Genomic DNA, 17,242 nt, shown 5'->3' on the forward strand with positions numbered 1-17,242 from the left:
TTACATCCAGTCAAAAGACAAATTAAGCAAAAACTAAAGTGACTATTAATACCTTAAAATCGTCATTATTCGGTTTTTTATTCACAAATAATGATTTAATATGCTTTTTATCGTCTTATGGTTTATCTGTCAATAGGGGAAGTGAAGATAATATGAAAATACCTAATTTTGTCGATGTGTATAAAGAGCTGATTTCCACCTCTTCCATCAGCTCAACAGATGCAAGCTGGGACGAAGGAAATAGCGAAGTCATTCACCTTTTAGCTAACTGGCTTAAGGACTTAGGTTTTAGCGTCGATGTTGAACAGGTGGCTCAGGGAAAATGCAATCTGCTGGCAAAGAAGGGCAGCGGCGAAGGAGGCCTGCTACTGGCGGGTCATACGGATACGGTTCCCTTTGATGAAGGACGCTGGAATTTCAATCCTCACTCGCTCACAGAAGCAAATAACCGTTTTTACGGTTTAGGCACAGCCGATATGAAAGGCTTTTTTGCTTTTATTATTGAGGCTGTGAAACAGATAGATTGGAATAATCAGTCAAAACCTCTCTATATACTGGCCACCTGTGATGAAGAGACAACCATGCTGGGTGCCAGACACTTTACCGACAATACTGAGATAAAGCCTGACTACTGTATTATCGGCGAACCCACCAGCCTTGTTCCCGTCCGTGGCCATAAAGGGCATGTAGCGAACGCTGTCCGTGTTACAGGGAAATCTGGCCACTCTTCTGATCCCTCACTTGGTGTCAATGCCATTGAAATTATGCACGAAGTGCTGTTTGCCCTTATGCAGTTAAGGGACAAGTTGATTAAAGAGTACCATCATCCCGGGTTTGCCATACCTTCACCAACACTCAACCTTGGCCATATTCATGGCGGTGACAGCGCCAACCGTATTTGTGGTTGCTGCGAGCTTCATTATGATGTCAGGCCGCTGCCGGGGATCAGCCTCGACAGCCTGAACAACATGCTGAGAAATGCCTTAAAAGAGCTGGAAGCCAAATGGCCGGACAGAATATCCATCACGCCTCTGCATGAACCTATTCCTGGTTATGAATGCCAGAAGGAACATCCGTTTATTACCGGAATGGAAACCCTATGTGAAAGCAAATCAGAAACCGTGAATTACTGTACTGAAGCGCCGTTTCTACAGCAGCTTTGCCCGACACTGGTGTTAGGCCCCGGCTCTATTGAACAGGCTCATCAGCCAGATGAGTACCTCTCATTCGACTATATAAAACCCACCACAGAGATAGTCAAAAAGGCAATTAACAACTACTGTTTCTAACTGGTGTTGCAACAGATTTCAGGCTCTGGCAGAGCCTGATTTTTGCCATTTCATTTAAACAGACTGGTCAAAAAACAGTGCATTTTGAAATTTAATTTCAAAAATCGAGAGGAAAACGATTAGCAAATGAGCAAAGTCAAATAAAGTGGATAAATTGTCGTCTCTCCTTGTCTTTATTTGACTCAGCATAGAAAAATTCGCTAGATTGTCCTCTTATCAAGGAAATGACAATGTAATTTAATTACGAGGCAGGACAAGAATGAATGAGCAATACTCTGCTTTAAAGGGAAATGTGCGCATGCTGGGCCAACTGCTTGGCAACACCATTAAACACGCACATGGTGAAGAAATTCTGCAAAAGGTTGAGGTAATACGTCAGCTTTCCAAATCAGCGGAAAGAGAGAACGATACTCAGGCCAGAGAAGCTTTAATTAAAGAGATCTCAACCTTATCTGATGAAGAGCTGAACCCGGTTGCGCGGGCATTTAACCAGTTTCTTAATCTGACTAATATCGCTGAGCAATACCACACCATCTCACGCCATTGCGATGCACATGTCTGTGAACCAGACGCCATCAATACACTATTCTCAAAACTTACCGGCAATGAAATAAGCAAGCTGGACACAGCACAAGCGGTAAGGGATCTTAATATCGAACTGGTTCTGACGGCGCACCCGACAGAAATTGCCCGCCGGACCATGATCAATAAACTGGTTAAAATTAACCGCTGCTTATCACAGCTGGAACTGACGGATCTGTCCGCCAAAGAGAGAGCGAAAAACGAGCGCCGTCTGGAGCAGCTTATTGCTCAGTCATGGCACTCAGATGATATGCGTAAAGAGCGCCCTTCTCCGCTGGACGAAGCTAAGTGGGGTTTTGCCGTTGTAGAAAACTCTTTATGGAAAGCAGTACCTGATTTTCTCAGGGAGTTTAATGACAGAGTAACAGACTATCTGGGTGAAGGCCTGCCAATTGATGCCCGCCCGGTTCACTTCTCCTCGTGGATGGGTGGCGACAGAGACGGCAACCCGTTTGTAACCCACGAGATTACTCATGAAGTTCTGCACCTTTCCCGCTGGAAGGCTGCCGACCTCTATCTTCAGGATATTCAGGAGTTGGTCAGCGAACTCTCAATGATCAACTGTACCCCTGAGCTACGCGAACTGGCCGGAGAGGCGCACGAACCTTACCGTGCCATCCTGAAAGAGATCCGTACCCTGCTTATCGATACGCTGGACGTACTGGATGCCAAGATCAATGGCAGGGAAGTACCAAACAAAGCAATCCTGACCGATATCGATCAGTTGTGGCTTCCTCTGCACGCTTGTTATAAGTCTCTGCATGAATGTGGTATGGGTGTCATCGCTGACGGCTCATTGCTGGATACTCTTCGTCGCGTTAAAGCCTTCGGTGTTCACTTAGTGCGTCTGGATATCCGTCAGGAGAGTCCCCGTCATGCTGACGTACTCTCAGAGCTTACCCGCTATCTGGGTATCGGTGACTACAACCACTGGAGCGAACAGGACAAAATTGCCTTCTTAGTGAAAGAACTAGGTTCAAAACGTCCGCTTCTTCCGCGTGACTGGCAACCTTCTGAACAGGTTCAGGAGGTTTTAGACACCTGTAGGACAATTGCCGGTCAATCCCGTGAGGCCTTTGGTTCTTATGTTATCTCTATGGCTAAGACAGCGTCCGATGTTCTGGCAGTACACCTGATACTGCAAGAGTCCGGATGTCGTTTCCGTATGGATGTATGTCCGCTGTTTGAAACCCTTGATGATTTGAATAACTCTGAAGCGGTTATTAAGCAGCTACTGGCTATAGACTGGTACCGCGGCTTTATTCAGGGGCATCAGATGGTGATGATTGGCTACTCTGATTCAGCAAAAGATGCCGGTGTTATGTCGGCAGGCTGGGCTCAGTACAGTGCCATGGAATCTCTGGTTGAAGTGTGTGAACAGGCCGGTATCGAACTGACTCTGTTCCACGGCCGTGGAGGTACTGTTGGCCGTGGTGGTGCTCCTGCTCACGCCGCACTACTGTCTCAGCCACCGAAGAGCCTGAAAGGCGGCCTGCGTGTAACTGAACAGGGTGAAATGATCCGCTTTAAGCTTGGCCTTCCAGACGTGGCGGTAAACAGCTTTAACCTTTACGCCAGTGCTATTCTGGAAGCTAACCTGCTGCCGCCACCGGAGCCAAAACAAGAGTGGCGTGATCTGATGGAAGTGCTTTCTGAGGTTTCCTGTGAGTCATACAGGAATGTGGTACGCGGAGAGCCGGATTTTGTGCCTTACTTCAGGGCAGCAACGCCGGAACAAGAGCTGGGTAAACTTCCTCTTGGTTCCCGTCCGTCAAAACGAAACCCTAAGGGTGGCGTTGAGAGCCTGAGAGCAATCCCGTGGATTTTCTCATGGAGCCAGAACAGACTGGTACTTCCTGCCTGGCTGGGTGCGGGTGAATCCATTCAGTACTCGATTGATAAAGGCCACCAAAGCCTGCTGGAAGAGATGTGCCGTGAATGGCCTTTCTTCTCAACCCGTCTTGGTATGCTTGAAATGGTTTACTCAAAAGCCAACATTGAGATCTCCCGTTACTATGATCAGCGACTGACTGATAAATCTCTGTGGCGCCTTGGCGACAAGCTGAGAGAACAGCTACAGAGCGATATCAAGACCGTTCTGAATGTGGAGAACAACGAGAACCTGATGCAGAGTAACCCGTGGGGACTTGAGTCCATCAAGCTGCGAAATGTCTATGTTCTGCCAATGAATATTCTTCAGGCTGAACTGTTGTACAGAACCCGTCAGTCAGAGACCGCTTCTGCGGAACTGGAAGAAGCACTTATGGTAACTATTGCCGGAATTGCAGCTGGTATGCGCAACACCGGCTAGATAATTATTCTGCATAATGGACATATATCCATTATATTAGGAATAAAACACCAAAATAGCCTCACTTATGTGAGGCTATTATCTTTTTTGAGACAAAATGCCACGAGCTGCCATTTTCATGCTCATATTTAATGATATGCTTATGCCCCTTCGTGCTGATAATTTCGACTACACTTATAAAAGCACGGAAACAGAAAGAGGAAACCTCTTTCACTCCCTAGGTGATAAACGGCTAACGTGAAGGTGATATGACCATCTGAAAAGATTTGGATTGGTTCTGTTTATACTGCAAACGTATCAGTGACATAGAAGCACACATGCAGATAAACAATAAGTTTTACAATTTACTTTTATTGGATTTAAGACATGTCATTACCACACGTAATCCTAACCGTTCTTAGCACTCGTGATGCTACCGGATACGACATAACTAAAGAGTTTTCTTACAGCATCGGATACTTCTGGAAGGCGAGCCACCAGCAAGTATACAGAGAGCTAAACAAAATGGCTCAAAATGAGCTGGTCACATGCGTACTGCAGCCTCAGGAAGGTAAACCGGATCGTAAGGTTTATTCCATTACTGAAAGTGGCAGAAAAGCGCTTGGTGAGTGGTTTGAACAGCCAACAACCCAACCTACAGTCCGCGATGAGTTCAGTGCCAAGCTGATGGCTTGTGCTATTGAACCAACGGCTTCTTTTAAAGAGCAGGTTGCGGCACTGATCGAAGAGTCTAAGCAACTCATCAAACACTACAAAGAGATCGAGGCGAACCAATATGCTAATCCGGCTCAGTTGGATAAGTCTGCCCGTCTTGAGCGACTAACACTTCGTCGTAACATGGTTTTACGCGAAGCGTGGGTTAGCTGGGCAGAAGAAGTTCAGTCTGAACTGGTAAGTATGGGCTAATCGCCAGCCTCTAAAGGTTACGGAATAGAGCCTGTTGTATAAAGGCTTTATTCCGTAACAGTTATTTCTCTCTGTAGAATGACTATGGCTTCAAATCAGTGCCTTGATCAGAAGCCAATAAACTCTCGCTGAAAAAGCATCTTGAAGTGACTTGGGTATATTAGCTAGGCCTTACACCTAGTGTATGGCAAAGTGCGTAAGTCATCTCAGCACGATTCAATGTATAGAAGTGAAAATCCTTTACGCCTTCCCTACTCAGTATTCTCACCATATCAATGGCCTGACTGGCACCCAGAAGCTGACGCGTCATAGGATCATCATCTAAACCCTCAAACTGCTGTGCCATCCAGCCGGGAATTTTTACCTGATTAGTCTGGGCAAAGCGGGACGCCTGTTTAAAGTTAGATACTGGCAGTATTCCCGGAACAATCTCTACATCAATTCCGGCAGACACACAGCGATCCCTGAATCTCAGATAGCTTTCTACATCAAAGAAGAACTGGGTGATTGCCCGGTTAGCTCCGGCATCCACTTTTCGTTTCAGGTTAAGCAGATCTGCCTGTGCGCTTTTCGCTTCAGGATGTACTTCAGGAAAAGCCGCTACAGAGATATCAAAGTCATGTTGTTTTTTAAGCAGCATCACCAGATCCGAAGCGTACATTTCAGGTTTACCACCGCCCGGAGGAATATCCCCTCTCAGGGCAACAATATTCTTAATTCCGTTCTGCCAGTAGTCATCGGCAATATCGATAAGCTCTTCTCTGCTGGCATCAATGCAAGTCAGATGTGGGGCAGCCACCAGCCCGGTTTGATCTTTTATCTCTTTGATAATGGAATGGGTCCGGTCACGTTCGCCAGAGTTAGCACCATAGGTTACCGAGACAAACTTAGGCTGAAGGGTTTTAAGGCGGTGAACTGAGTTCCACAGAGTCTCTTCCATCTTCTCACTGCTCGGAGGGAAAAACTCAAAAGAGACGTTGATGTTTCCTAGCTCTGCAATGTTCTGATTCAGTGCATCCAGATAGCTGGCATGTGTGTAACTCATGGCGTACTCCCTTACCGGATAGTTAAAACTCTAAGTGGCTGACAATTGACGTTTAGACGTCCATATGTCTGTAGAATGAATTGAATTGTGATCATTGTCAACCTATTGATCATGAGATTTGTTCATGTTGAATATAAGGTTAGTTCAACAATAGAGTGTAGAAGAGATTAGAGGATAAAAGCGTTAACTTATCGATAGAAATGCCGGCTCAAAACGGCTTAAGCCGGCAGGTGACACCATCAGAACAGGGCAGAAAGCCTGTTGATGTCTGACTGAATCGCTCCGGCAGTCACTGCCCTTCCGGCGCCCGGTCCGCGAATAACCAGAGGATTGTCCTTATACCAGACACTTTCAATAGCGAAAATGTTGTCACACGGCAGCAGATTCGCCAATGCATGGTCACTGTTCAGCGCTTCAATTCCTACCGTCGCCTCTCCATTCTTCTCCAGCCGGGCAACGTAACGCAGTACCTTCTCCTCTTTCTGTGCTTTCGCCAGACGTTCAGCCAGAATCGAGCTCAGTAAAGCTCCCTGATCAAAGAACTCATCCAGAGAGAGCTCTTTGAGCTCCTCAGGCACCAGTGATTCAACTTTTACGTTCTCCGGCTCAATCTTAAGGCCTGACTCACGCGCCAGAATTACCAGCTTTCTCATCACATCAGAGCCATCAAGATCAGAGCGGGGATCCGGCTCTGTCAGCCCCTGCTGCCAAGCCAGTTCCATTAGTTCACTGAAAGGCACACTGCCGTCAAACTGCTGGAACAGCCATGAAAGAGTGCCGGAGAATATACCCGATAAAGCCAGAACCTCATCACCACTCTCATGTAGATCTCTTACGGTATGGTTTACCGGTAACCCTGCTCCTACAGTTGCGTTGTAGAACCAGTGCCTGCCGGTTTTGCTAAAGGCGTTCTGAACTCTGTCATAAAACTCACCGGAGGCTGAGCCGGCAACCTTATTGGCAGAGATAAGGTGAAAACCTTTTTCTGCTATCTCGGGATATTTCAGTGAAATCTCTTTACTGGCCGTGACATCCAATACAATAATTTCATCGTATTCCTGCTGATGGGAGAGCTTCTCTATCCACTCATGGCCACCGTGTTCAATCGCCTCATCATGATACCGGTCTGTAATTGTAGCGAGATCTAAACCGTCGTAGTTGAGGCAGTAAGAGCGGCTGGTAACAACCCCTATCAGGTCAAAACTCATTCCGCGACGTTTTTCCAGTCCGGCTTTCTGCTCTGCAAACAGTTCCAGCCAGCTGGCACCGATATTGCCTTTACCGCACAATACCAGCCCCACACGTTTTTGCGCCTGAAACAGCTGTGTATGAATTCCCTGAACCAGTTGACAGGTATCGGTTTTTCTTAATACAGCGGCAAGGCTCAGTCCGGACTCCGCCTCACAGATAAACTCTACAGGTGCATTCTTCAGTTGCTGATAGAAACCGTGGGTATGGATCGGGTTATTACTGACACCGGCTCCCACTGCTGCAACAAGGGAGTAGCCCTCTTTAAGGCGAATATCACCGTCAATAGCGGCATCCTGCAAAAATTCCAACGCCCCGCCAGCCACTTCTGCAGTATAGGCAAGCTGAATTTCCCCCTGATCCGGCTGAGTATTAAAGGCAAGAGGCTGAAGCTGTGCCCGGGCAAGGCTATTCAATATATGCTCCTGCGCCCTTGCAAAATCATGAGCATGACCAAGATCCAGCTCGATAATAAGTACTTCATCCAGAGAAGTGATGATCTTCGCCCCTCTCCCTGATGCCAGAACCCGTTCAATGCGGGTTGAACCAGACTCAGGCTGATAACTGCATCTCAGGTCAAGGTTCATTGAACTCTGGGCAACGGGCTGAAGTGTTCTGCTATGCAGTACAGGTGCTGCCAGTCTTGCCAGTTCACTGGCTTCATCAAGACGCAACAGCGGCAACAGACAGGCGTCGTTCACCTTACGCGGGTCAGCACTATAAACTCCGTCAACATCACTCCAGATTGTCACTCTTGCCGCATCCGACAAGGCTCCGATAACCGTAGCTGAGTAATCTGAGCCGTTTCTTCCCAGTAGCACGGTCTCCTCTTGTGAGTTTCGCGCCATAAAACCGGTGATGACCAGCCTTCTGTGCTGGTGCTGAACCAACTCCTGCCTGATAAGAGAACGTGAACGGGAAAAATCGACTTCCGGCTGTGTACACCGCTCTGCACGCAGTAAGTTTCTTGAATCAAGCATGGCGGCATCGAGACTACTCTGATTTAACAGAGCCGTTAAAAGACGTGCCGACCACACTTCACCATGACCAAGAACATCGGCAGACTGAGCCTCCGTTAATGGCGCCATCAGTTCACCGAGTGCTGCCATCTCACTGTTAAGCTGTTGCAACAAGGCTTGCGGCTCTGTAACCAGCGCCTCAATCAGCCCGCTCTGGAACTGACGCAGTTCTGTAAGTAGTTCATGGGCTATCCGGCCATCTTTTTTCAGGGCATCCAGCCACTCATATAGCCGGTTGGTGGTATCGCCTGCGGCTGAAACTACGATAAGGTCGTCTTGTTCAGAATACTCAGACAGAATGGTAACTACCCTGCGGTAGCATTCCGGGTCTGCCAGACTGCTACCACCAAACTTGTGTAACTGACGAAGGTGGCTCATTACTCACCTCCCTCTAATGAAGCAAATGCCTGTTTCAGGTCATCAATTAAGTCGTCACTGTCTTCCAGACCAACGGACAATCTAAGCAGATTCTGAGAAATACCGGCTTCTTCCAGTGCAGCCTCTCCCATCGCTCTATGGGTCATTGATGCCGGGTGGCAAATCAGGCTTTCAACCCCACCAAGAGACTCCGCCAGAGAGAAAAGTTTCAGGGCACCGACAAAGGTTTTCAGTTGTTCAAATGAGCCATTGAACTCAAAGCTGAGCATGGAACCAAATCCCGTTTGCTGCTTTTTGGCAATAGCGTGTCCCGGATGATCAGGCAGGCTGGGGTGATAAATTGTTGCTACATGCTTCTGCTGATGAAGGTAACTAAGAATCGCCAGTGAACTCTCTTCATGTATGCGCATTCTTGCGCCAAGTGTCCTGACTCCCCTTAAAGTCATATAGCTGTCGAATGGTGTTCCCGTTGCACCAATGCAGTTGCCCCACCACGCCAGCTCTTCGGCATGCTGCTCTGATTTCGTTATCACCACACCACCGATAACGTCGGAATGACCGTTAATGTACTTAGTGGTAGAGTGAATAACAAAGTCTGCGCCCAGTTCAAGAGGCTTTTGGTATATGGGTGTCAAAAAGGTATTGTCGACCGCAACAAGAGCACCAAGCTGATGGGCTTGCTGACAAATGGCTTCAATATCCACTACCCGTACAAGAGGATTAGAAGGGGTTTCCAGTAATACCAGCTTCGGCTTTCTGCTTAGTGCTTCAGATAAAGCGGCAGAATCAGACTGGTCGACAAAGGCGACCTGAAAATCACCTTTCTGAGCTCTGGTATTAAACAGGCGATAAGTACCGCCATAGCAGTCGTGAGGAGCAACTATCAGATCATCCGGCCCTAAAAAGGCAGAGACCAAAAGGTTCAATGCAGAGGTACCGCAGTTGGTGACCACCGCACCCTTACCGGATTCCAGTTCATAAAGGGCTTGTTCCAGCAAACCGCGGTTAGGATTTCCTGAACGGGTATAATCATATTTAGGAACATCACCGAAACTGGGGAAACTATAATTGGTTGACAGATAAATGGGCGGAACGACAGCGTGGTGCTGGGTGTCTGATTCAATGCCTGTGCGAACAGCAATCGTCGCTGGTTTCCGTTTTGTCATAAGATGAACTTCCTTTCTCTTTGCTACTGCTACCAGATAACTATAGTTTATTTGACAGACAGCACTTTACTAACAAGAAAAGCAGACGTCAATACTTCTAGACGTCCATATATCTTTGCTTATGGCGGTAAATCCCGCTAGAATCCCCACCTATAACTATTTATTACTAATTTCTTTGATGAAAGGTGCGCAATGGCAGACTGGAACGGCGACTATATTAGTCCTTATGCTGAACATGGAAAAAAGAGTGAGCAGGTGAAAAAAATCACTGTCTCTATCCCTTTAAAGGTTCTTAAGGTATTAACCGATGAACGTACCCGTCGCCAGATCAATAACCTTCGCCATGCCACAAACAGTGAACTGCTGTGCGAGGCCTTTCTGCACGCCTATACAGGTCAGCCGCTTCCGACTGACGAAGATCTAAGAAAAGATCGCCCGGACGATATACCGACTGAAGCTAAGACTATGATGACAGAGATGGGCATCGAGTTCGAAGCCTTTGACGAAGAGTAAAGTCTAAGCCACAAAATGCAAAAAGGTCAGCTCACAGGCTGACCTTTTTTTGTAAAGCAGAACGGCTTTATTCCATGTAGTTTTCCGGCAGATCAATCCGCGCGACTCCGGACTCAACCGCGGCAATGGCAACGGCTTTAGCCACGCGAGGCAACAGACGCGGATCCATTGGCTTAGGAATAATATACTCTTTACCAAACTCCAGCTCTTTTACACCGGCAGCTTGTTTAACTTCTTGTGGCACCGGCTCTTTGGCCAGTTGGCGAATCGCTTCAACGGCTGCCAGTTTCATTTCAATATTAATTTCACTCGCCCTGACATCCAGTGCACCACGGAACAGGAACGGGAAGCAGATAACATTGTTCACCTGATTCGGATAGTCTGAACGACCGGTGCCCATAATAAGATCATCACGCACCTTATGCGCCAATTCAGGTTTAATCTCTGGATCCGGGTTTGAACAGGCAAATACAACTGGCTTATCCGCCATCAGTGCCAGCGCCTCTTCCGGCAGCAGGTCTGGTCCCGATACACCCAAGAAAAGGTCAGCTCCGGAAATCACCTCTTCAAGGGTTCTCTTATCGGTATTGTTGGCAAAGTGCTTCTTGTGCTCAGTCAGATCTTCACGACGGGTATGAATCACCCCTTTGCGATCCAGCATATAGATTTTTTCACGCTGTGCACCACACTTAATCAGCAGTTCCATACACGCAGTTGCCGCTGCACCGGCACCCAGACAGACGATGGTTGACTCGCAAAGTGTCTTTCCTTGTAGTTCAATGGCATTGAGCATACCCGCCGCAGTCACAATGGCAGTACCGTGTTGGTCATCATGGAACACAGGTACATCACAACGCTCGATCAGACGACGTTCAATCTCAAAGCAATCCGGCGCTTTAATATCTTCCAGATTAATACCGCCAAAGGTATCGGCAATATTTGCTACCGTATCAACAAACTCGTCGATGGTTCTGTGTTTTACCTGAATATCAATTGAATCCAGCCCGGCAAAACGTTTGAACAGCAGCGCCTTACCTTCCATTACCGGCTTGGATGCCATCGGTCCCAGGTTACCCAATCCCAGAATAGCGGTACCGTTAGAGATAACAGCCACCATATTTCCCTTAGCTGTGTACTTATAAACGTTATTTACATCCTGAGCAATTTCGCGCACCGGCTCTGCCACTCCCGGGCTATAGGCCAATGCTAAGTCCTCGACTGAATCAGCTGGCTTAGTAAGTTCTACAGAGATCTTTCCCGCTACCGGATGAGCGTGATATTGAAGTGCTTTTTGACGAAATGCTTCTTGAGGATTGTCTTCGGGCATAATGTGTATTTCCAGAGAGTGTAAACAGATTGTAGGGAGATCAAATTCTAGTAGAAGTTGTTAAATCTTCATAGAAATAAAGTAAATAGATGAAAAATTTTCTTACGGCAGAAACGAAAAAAGGACGCCTGAGCGTCCTTTTCTGCATTCGGTAATAATATTGCTATTATTTTTTGCTTGAAAGTGCACCGAAACGCTTGTTGAAGCGATCAACACGACCACCAGTATCAACGATACGCTGCTTACCAGTGTAGAATGGGTGGCACTTGTCACATACGTCCAGGTGGATAGAATCTTTACCTAGAGTAGAGTTAAATTCGAAAGAGTTGCCGCAAGAACAAGTTGCTTTAACTGCTTTGTACTCAGGATGGATACCTGCTTTCATGGGAAAACCTCATATATAGGCCGTGTCGCTATCCGATTCTAAGCCGGACACCACACGTGTGTTCAAAAATCAGTGCGGTTTTTACCACACCATTAAGGCGGCGTATATTAAAGAATACCGGCGTCGGGATCAACCTATTTGAGTTTTTTTTCACCAACTAAATAACACATGTGCCATATACGCCACTTTGGCAGACAGCGGACAGAAACACGCATAAAGCCATGCATGGTACTCCGCACACCGTTATTTGGCAGATACATCAGCATATCTCGTATTTTCAGCCCGCTTCAACTAAACTAACCGCCTCTTTATCTCATGCTCCCGATTAAAGTTTATGCGCCCGACTATTGCACAGGTATCACTGCCCGTACCACTGGATAAAACGTTTGATTATAAAATTCAGGCGAACCAGTTTCCGGTTATCGGAGGCAGGGTTTCTGTTCCTTTCGGACGACAGACTCTGGTGGGTATTGTCACAGCCATGGTTAACAGCTCTGACTTTCCCCTCGATAAACTTAAACCCATTAAATCTGTTCTTGATTTTGAGCCGGTATGGCCGGACAAACTGCACCAGTTGCTGGTGTGGTGCAGTCAGTTCTATCAACATCCGTTAGGGGAAGTGTTCTCTAATGCCCTTCCCGGTGCATTAAGGAAAGGCAAACAGGCCAGTTTTGCCTCTGTTGTGGAGTGGCAGCTAACGGAAGCAGGAAAAAACCAGTTAATGCTCGGCTTTGGCAGGGCTGTAAAACAGGAAAAAGCGATACGAGCTCTTGCTGATGGGACAAGATCTCACCAACAACTGCTGGATGAAGATATAGACGGCACTCTTTTGAAAAAACTGGAAGAGAAAGGCTGGGTAATCTCTTCTGAGAAAAAATTCAGCAGAAAAAGCTGGCCGGCAGCCGTACAGAGCGAAATGGATACCCCCAGGCTCAACGAAGAGCAGGCCGTTGCAATCGCCACTATTAATAGCCAGAGCGAGTTTAGCTGTAACCTGCTGGAAGGTGTGACGGGTTCGGGCAAAACCGAGGTTTATCTGAACCTGATTAAGCCTGTACTGGAAAAAGGGCAGCAGGCACTGGTGCTGGTTCCTGAAATCGGTTTAACCCCTCAGACGATAAACCGTTTTAAACGGCGCTTTGATGTTCCAGTAGAAGTGATTCACTCCGGCCTGAATGAAACGGAAAAACTTAATGCATGGCTCTCAGCCAGAGAAGCAGAAGCCGGCATCATTATAGGTACCCGATCCGCCCTGTTTACCCCTTTTAAATCTCTGGGGATTATTATTGTTGATGAAGAGCACGACTCCTCATACAAGCAGCAGGACTCTCTGCGCTATCACGCCAGAGATGTCGCCATTATGCGCGCTCATAAAGAGAATATCCCTATTGTTCTCGGCTCTGCCACTCCGGCATTAGAATCTCTGCAAAATGCCCTTAGCGGTAAATATCATCACCTGACCCTGACACAAAGAGCAGGTAATGCCGTACCGGCCACTTATAAAGTGCTGGACGTTAAAGGCCTCTATCTGGAAAGTGGCCTATCAGCCCCTCTGATTGCTGAAATGCGTCAGCATTTAGATGCGGGTAATCAGGTGATGCTTTTTCTTAACCGCAGAGGATACTCTCCGGCACTTATGTGTCACGACTGCGGCTGGATTGCCGATTGTCAGCGATGCGATGCCTACTATACCTATCACCACAATAGTCAGGAGATTCGCTGTCATCATTGTGGTTCGCAAAAGCCGGTAATTCACCACTGTCACAACTGTAACTCAAACCATCTGGTCACTATGGGCGTTGGTACCGAGCAGTTGGAAACCCAACTGGAGCACCTGTTCCCCGAATACAAAACCATACGTATAGACAGAGACAGTACGCGAAGAAAAGGAAGTCTGGAGAACGCTCTTAACGCCATTAAGAACAAAGAGTACCAAATTCTGATTGGTACCCAGATGCTGGCTAAAGGGCACCATTTTCCCGATGTTACTTTGGTTGGGTTACTGGATGTCGACGGCTCTCTCTACAGCAGTGATTTCCGCGCTTCAGAGCGGCTAGCTCAGCTCTTTATACAGGTTGCCGGCCGGGCAGGAAGGGCAAGTAAGCCCGGGGAAGTGATATTACAAACCCATCACCCTGAGCATCCCCTGCTGCAAGCTCTGCTCAATAAGGATTATCACCATTTTGCCCTGACGGCACTAACGGAACGAAAGCAGGCCTATCTGCCGCCTTATACTTACCTGACCCTGTTCCGGGCAGAGGCGAGTAACTCAAAACTGGTGGAAGATTTTCTTCGTCAGGTTCGTCAGACCATTGAGGCCAATCCACTGTTTGACCCTCATACCATGGTTCTTGGGCCAACCCCTGCCCCTATGGCAAAAAGAGCCGGTAAATCCCGTTGGCAACTGCTGCTGCAAACCTCAAACAGAAGCACAATGCAGAAACTTCTGCACAGCGCACGGGCAGCTATACAACTACTGCCACTGGCTAAAAAAGTACGCTGGTCTCTAGATGTTGAGCCACAAGATCTCAGTTAGTTGCAGACGAAAACGTTGTCCTTAACACAAATATATTCATCACTGTGACCGAAATCACATATACTATGCAAGTTTTGTTACATTACCCGTAATTTATTCCGGCTTTAATGAATACACTACAAGAATAATTACTATTAAATTAAATCCAATTGTCTGGAAGAGGTTAAATTTATGGCGACAATGAAGGATGTTGCCCAGCTTGCAGGGGTGTCGACCGCCACTGTATCCAGAGCGTTAATGAACCCTGAGAAAGTATCTGCGTCTACCCGTAAACGAGTTGAAGACGCTGTTTTGGAAGCTGGTTATTCCCCTAACTCCCTCGCAAGAAATCTGCGAAGAAATGAATCTAAGACCATTGTTACGATTGTTCCCGATATCTGTGACCCCTACTTCACAGAGATCATCCGCGGAATTGAAGACGCAGCATTGGAAAATGGCTATCTGGTTCTGCTTGGCGACAGTGGCCAACAGCGCAAACGTGAAAGCTCATTTATCAACCTGGTATTTACTAAGCAAGCCGACGGCATGCTACTGCTGGGTACTGACCTTCCTTTTGATGTCAGTAAACCAGAGCAGAAAAACCTGCCTCCGTTGGTGATGGCCTGTGAATACGCGCCTGAACTTGAGCTTCCGACTGTGCATATTGATAACCTGACTTCTGCTTTTGAAGCGGTTAACTATCTGACCCAGATGGGCCACAAACGAATCGCCCAGATCTCCGGCCCGGAAGAGGCTGCGCTCTGTCAGTTCCGTTTTCAGGGCTATCAACAGGCTCTTCGTCGGGCAGGGCAGACAATGAATGCCGCCTACTGCATCAATAGTGACTTCTCTTTTGAAGGCGGTGCTAAAGCGCTGAAAAAACTACTTTCTCTGCCGGAGCCTCCTACTGCCATCTTCTGTCACAACGACATGATGGCCATTGGCGCCATTCAGCAGGCAAAAAAGCTTGGCCTGCGTATTCCGCAAGATCTCTCTATTGTCGGCTTTGATGATATTCAGTTCTCTCAGTATTGTGATCCGCCGTTAACGACTATATCTCAGCCAAGGTATGAAATTGGTCGTCAGGCGATGTTGATGATGCTTGAGTTACTAAAAGGGCGCGATGTCAGAGCGGGTTCACGCCTGCTTGAAACTAAGCTGGTAGTTCGTAACAGTGCAGCTCCGCCGAGAATTTAGGTTCTTTGCTTTAAACTAAACTGGCACATAAGGTCGTGATGGATTGTGTTAAAGGCGCTTTCTGCATTACCATGTTGCCAGTTTCCGTTTCAGTGAATTGTAAGTGTGGCAAATAGAGATTATGTAAAAAGAGGGCAAGGGTCGCGTAAAAAACCTGCCCGCAAAAGATCCTCCGGTTTCCCATGGAAAGCGGGTGTACTTGCTTTACTTCTTGTAAGCGGATTTGGCTATGGGCTCTATATACTTAATCAAGACCCTGAGCCGCCGAAGACAACGGTAAAGAAAAACACAAAACCAACTAAGCCTGCTGAGAAAAAGGCCTTGCCGCCTCCGCCTGAAGAGAAGTGGGAATATGTAAAGACCCTTCCAAACAAGGAAGTAAAGGTCGAAGCCAAGCAACAGGTAGTTTCAGACATTCCGTATATTATGCAGTGCGGAGCCTTTAAAAACCTGCAGCAAGCGGAAGAGCGTAAGGTCAATATCGCTTTTCAGGGCATCAGCAGTAAGATCCGTAAAAAAGAAGGCAGCAACTGGTACCGAGTCGTTCTTGGTCCTTATGCTCTTAAACGTGAGGCTGAGCGGGATCGACATAAGCTACAAAAAGCTAAAATCGAACCTTGTGCTATCTGGAAAGAACAGCAATAAACCCTCTCCTCCTCTGCTGAGTAGCAAATTAAGCACTGATTTTTCCACAGCACTAGTCTGTAAGCCCTTTAAGGACAAGATAAGTTCCAATAAAGATCCTATCTTGTCCTTGAATTCTTCCTGTTCCAGCCTTATATATTCCTCAAATCATATGAATAAAATGAAGAGGTCTGATTCGTGACTACCATAGTATCTGTACGCCGTGATAATAAAGTGGTTATCGCTGGTGACGGGCAAGTCTCTCTGGGCAATACCGTAATGAAAGGCAATGCAAAAAAAGTGCGCCGCCTGTACAACAATAAAGTACTGGCAGGCTTTGCCGGTGGTACTGCCGATGCCTTTACCCTCTTTGAACGCTTTGAAAGTAAGCTGCAAATGCATCAGGGCCATCTGACCAAAGCGGCTGTAGAGCTGGCAAAAGACTGGCGTAGCGACCGGGCACTTCGCAAACTAGAAGCTCTGCTGGCCGTAGCCGATGAAACAGCCTCTCTTATCATTACCGGTAACGGTGATGTAGTGCAGCCGGAACATGACCTTATCGCAATCGGCTCCGGCGGTAATTTTGCCCAGGCAGCAGCAACCGCCCTGCTTGAAAATACTGAATTAGACGCGCGCGAAATTGCAGAAAAGTCTCTGAAAATCGCCGGTGACATCTGTGTGTTTACCAATCACCATCACACGATTGAAGAACTCGACATCGCAGCAGAATAAGAATT

General features: G+C 47.2%; 13 protein-coding genes. 8 read left to right on the plus strand and 5 right to left on the minus strand.

From position 1 onward, the window contains the following. Positions 1–152 precede the first annotated feature (152 nt). The 3 genes from argE (at position 153) to PK654_RS14465 (ending at position 5,088) form a co-directional block, all read left to right on the plus strand. A complete protein-coding gene (gene argE / locus PK654_RS14455; protein ID WP_271696650.1) occupies positions 153–1,289 on the plus strand; it encodes an acetylornithine deacetylase in 1,137 nt (378 codons plus the stop codon). Between the two features lie 259 nt (positions 1,290–1,548). Beyond that, the gene (gene ppc, locus PK654_RS14460) at positions 1,549–4,182 is read left to right on the plus strand and encodes a phosphoenolpyruvate carboxylase (RefSeq protein WP_271696651.1); all 2,634 of its coding nucleotides are present in this window, start codon (positions 1,549–1,551) and stop codon (positions 4,180–4,182) included. Positions 4,183–4,548: 366 nt separating this feature from the next. Next, the gene (locus PK654_RS14465; RefSeq protein WP_271696652.1) at positions 4,549–5,088 is read left to right on the plus strand and encodes a PadR family transcriptional regulator; all 540 of its coding nucleotides are present in this window, start codon (positions 4,549–4,551) and stop codon (positions 5,086–5,088) included. Positions 5,089–5,248: 160 nt separating this feature from the next. Here the strand turns inward: PK654_RS14465 and metF are convergent, their stop codons facing one another. The 3 genes from metF to PK654_RS14480 all read right to left on the minus strand — a co-directional run bounded on the left by metF (position 5,249) and on the right by PK654_RS14480 (position 9,944). After that, positions 5,249–6,133 (minus strand): methylenetetrahydrofolate reductase, encoded by an 885-nt coding sequence (metF, locus tag PK654_RS14470; RefSeq protein WP_271696653.1) that lies wholly within the window; start codon positions 6,131–6,133, stop codon positions 5,249–5,251. A 239-nt stretch (positions 6,134–6,372) separates the two neighbouring features. Then, positions 6,373–8,778 carry a bifunctional aspartate kinase/homoserine dehydrogenase II gene (locus PK654_RS14475; protein WP_271696654.1) on the minus strand — a complete coding sequence of 802 codons (2,406 nt, stop codon included), beginning with the start codon at positions 8,776–8,778 and terminating at the stop codon, positions 6,373–6,375. Then, positions 8,778–9,944 carry an O-succinylhomoserine (thiol)-lyase gene (locus tag PK654_RS14480; protein ID WP_271696655.1) on the minus strand — a complete coding sequence of 389 codons (1,167 nt, stop codon included), beginning with the start codon at positions 9,942–9,944 and terminating at the stop codon, positions 8,778–8,780. Before PK654_RS14480 ends, PK654_RS14475 begins: the two co-directional genes overlap by 1 nt. Before the next feature lie 192 nt (positions 9,945–10,136). Between PK654_RS14480 and metJ the strand changes: the two genes are divergently transcribed. Beyond that, on the plus strand, positions 10,137–10,457 hold the full coding sequence (metJ, locus tag PK654_RS14485; RefSeq protein WP_271696656.1) for a met regulon transcriptional regulator MetJ: 321 nt from the start codon (positions 10,137–10,139) through the stop codon (positions 10,455–10,457). A gap of 67 nt (positions 10,458–10,524) precedes the next feature. Here the strand turns inward: metJ and PK654_RS14490 are convergent, their stop codons facing one another. Both PK654_RS14490 and rpmE read right to left on the minus strand, forming a co-directional pair. Further along, positions 10,525–11,784, minus strand: coding sequence for a malic enzyme-like NAD(P)-binding protein (locus tag PK654_RS14490; protein WP_271696657.1), 1,260 nt, complete (start codon positions 11,782–11,784; stop codon positions 10,525–10,527). 166 nt (positions 11,785–11,950) lie between these two features. Further along, positions 11,951–12,169: a 50S ribosomal protein L31 gene (gene rpmE, locus PK654_RS14495; RefSeq protein ID WP_271696658.1), complete on the minus strand. Its 219-nt coding sequence runs from the start codon at positions 12,167–12,169 to the stop codon at positions 11,951–11,953. 334 nt (positions 12,170–12,503) lie between these two features. Between rpmE and priA the strand changes: the two genes are divergently transcribed. From priA to hslV, 4 genes are all read left to right on the plus strand, one after another. Continuing rightward, complete coding sequence (gene priA / locus PK654_RS14500) at positions 12,504–14,705, plus strand: primosomal protein N' (protein WP_271696659.1); 2,202 nt, start codon at positions 12,504–12,506, stop codon at positions 14,703–14,705. Between the two features lie 171 nt (positions 14,706–14,876). Continuing rightward, positions 14,877–15,881 carry a DNA-binding transcriptional regulator CytR gene (cytR, locus tag PK654_RS14505; protein WP_271696660.1) on the plus strand — a complete coding sequence of 335 codons (1,005 nt, stop codon included), beginning with the start codon at positions 14,877–14,879 and terminating at the stop codon, positions 15,879–15,881. Between the two features lie 105 nt (positions 15,882–15,986). Then, positions 15,987–16,526, plus strand: coding sequence for an SPOR domain-containing protein (locus PK654_RS14510; RefSeq protein WP_271696661.1), 540 nt, complete (start codon positions 15,987–15,989; stop codon positions 16,524–16,526). A 177-nt stretch (positions 16,527–16,703) separates the two neighbouring features. Then, positions 16,704–17,237, plus strand: coding sequence for an ATP-dependent protease subunit HslV (hslV, locus tag PK654_RS14515; RefSeq protein WP_271696662.1), 534 nt, complete (start codon positions 16,704–16,706; stop codon positions 17,235–17,237). Positions 17,238–17,242: the final 5 nt, after the last annotated feature.

The organism is Vibrio sp. SCSIO 43137, from assembly GCF_028201475.1.
Lineage (GTDB): Bacteria > Pseudomonadota > Gammaproteobacteria > Enterobacterales > Vibrionaceae > Vibrio.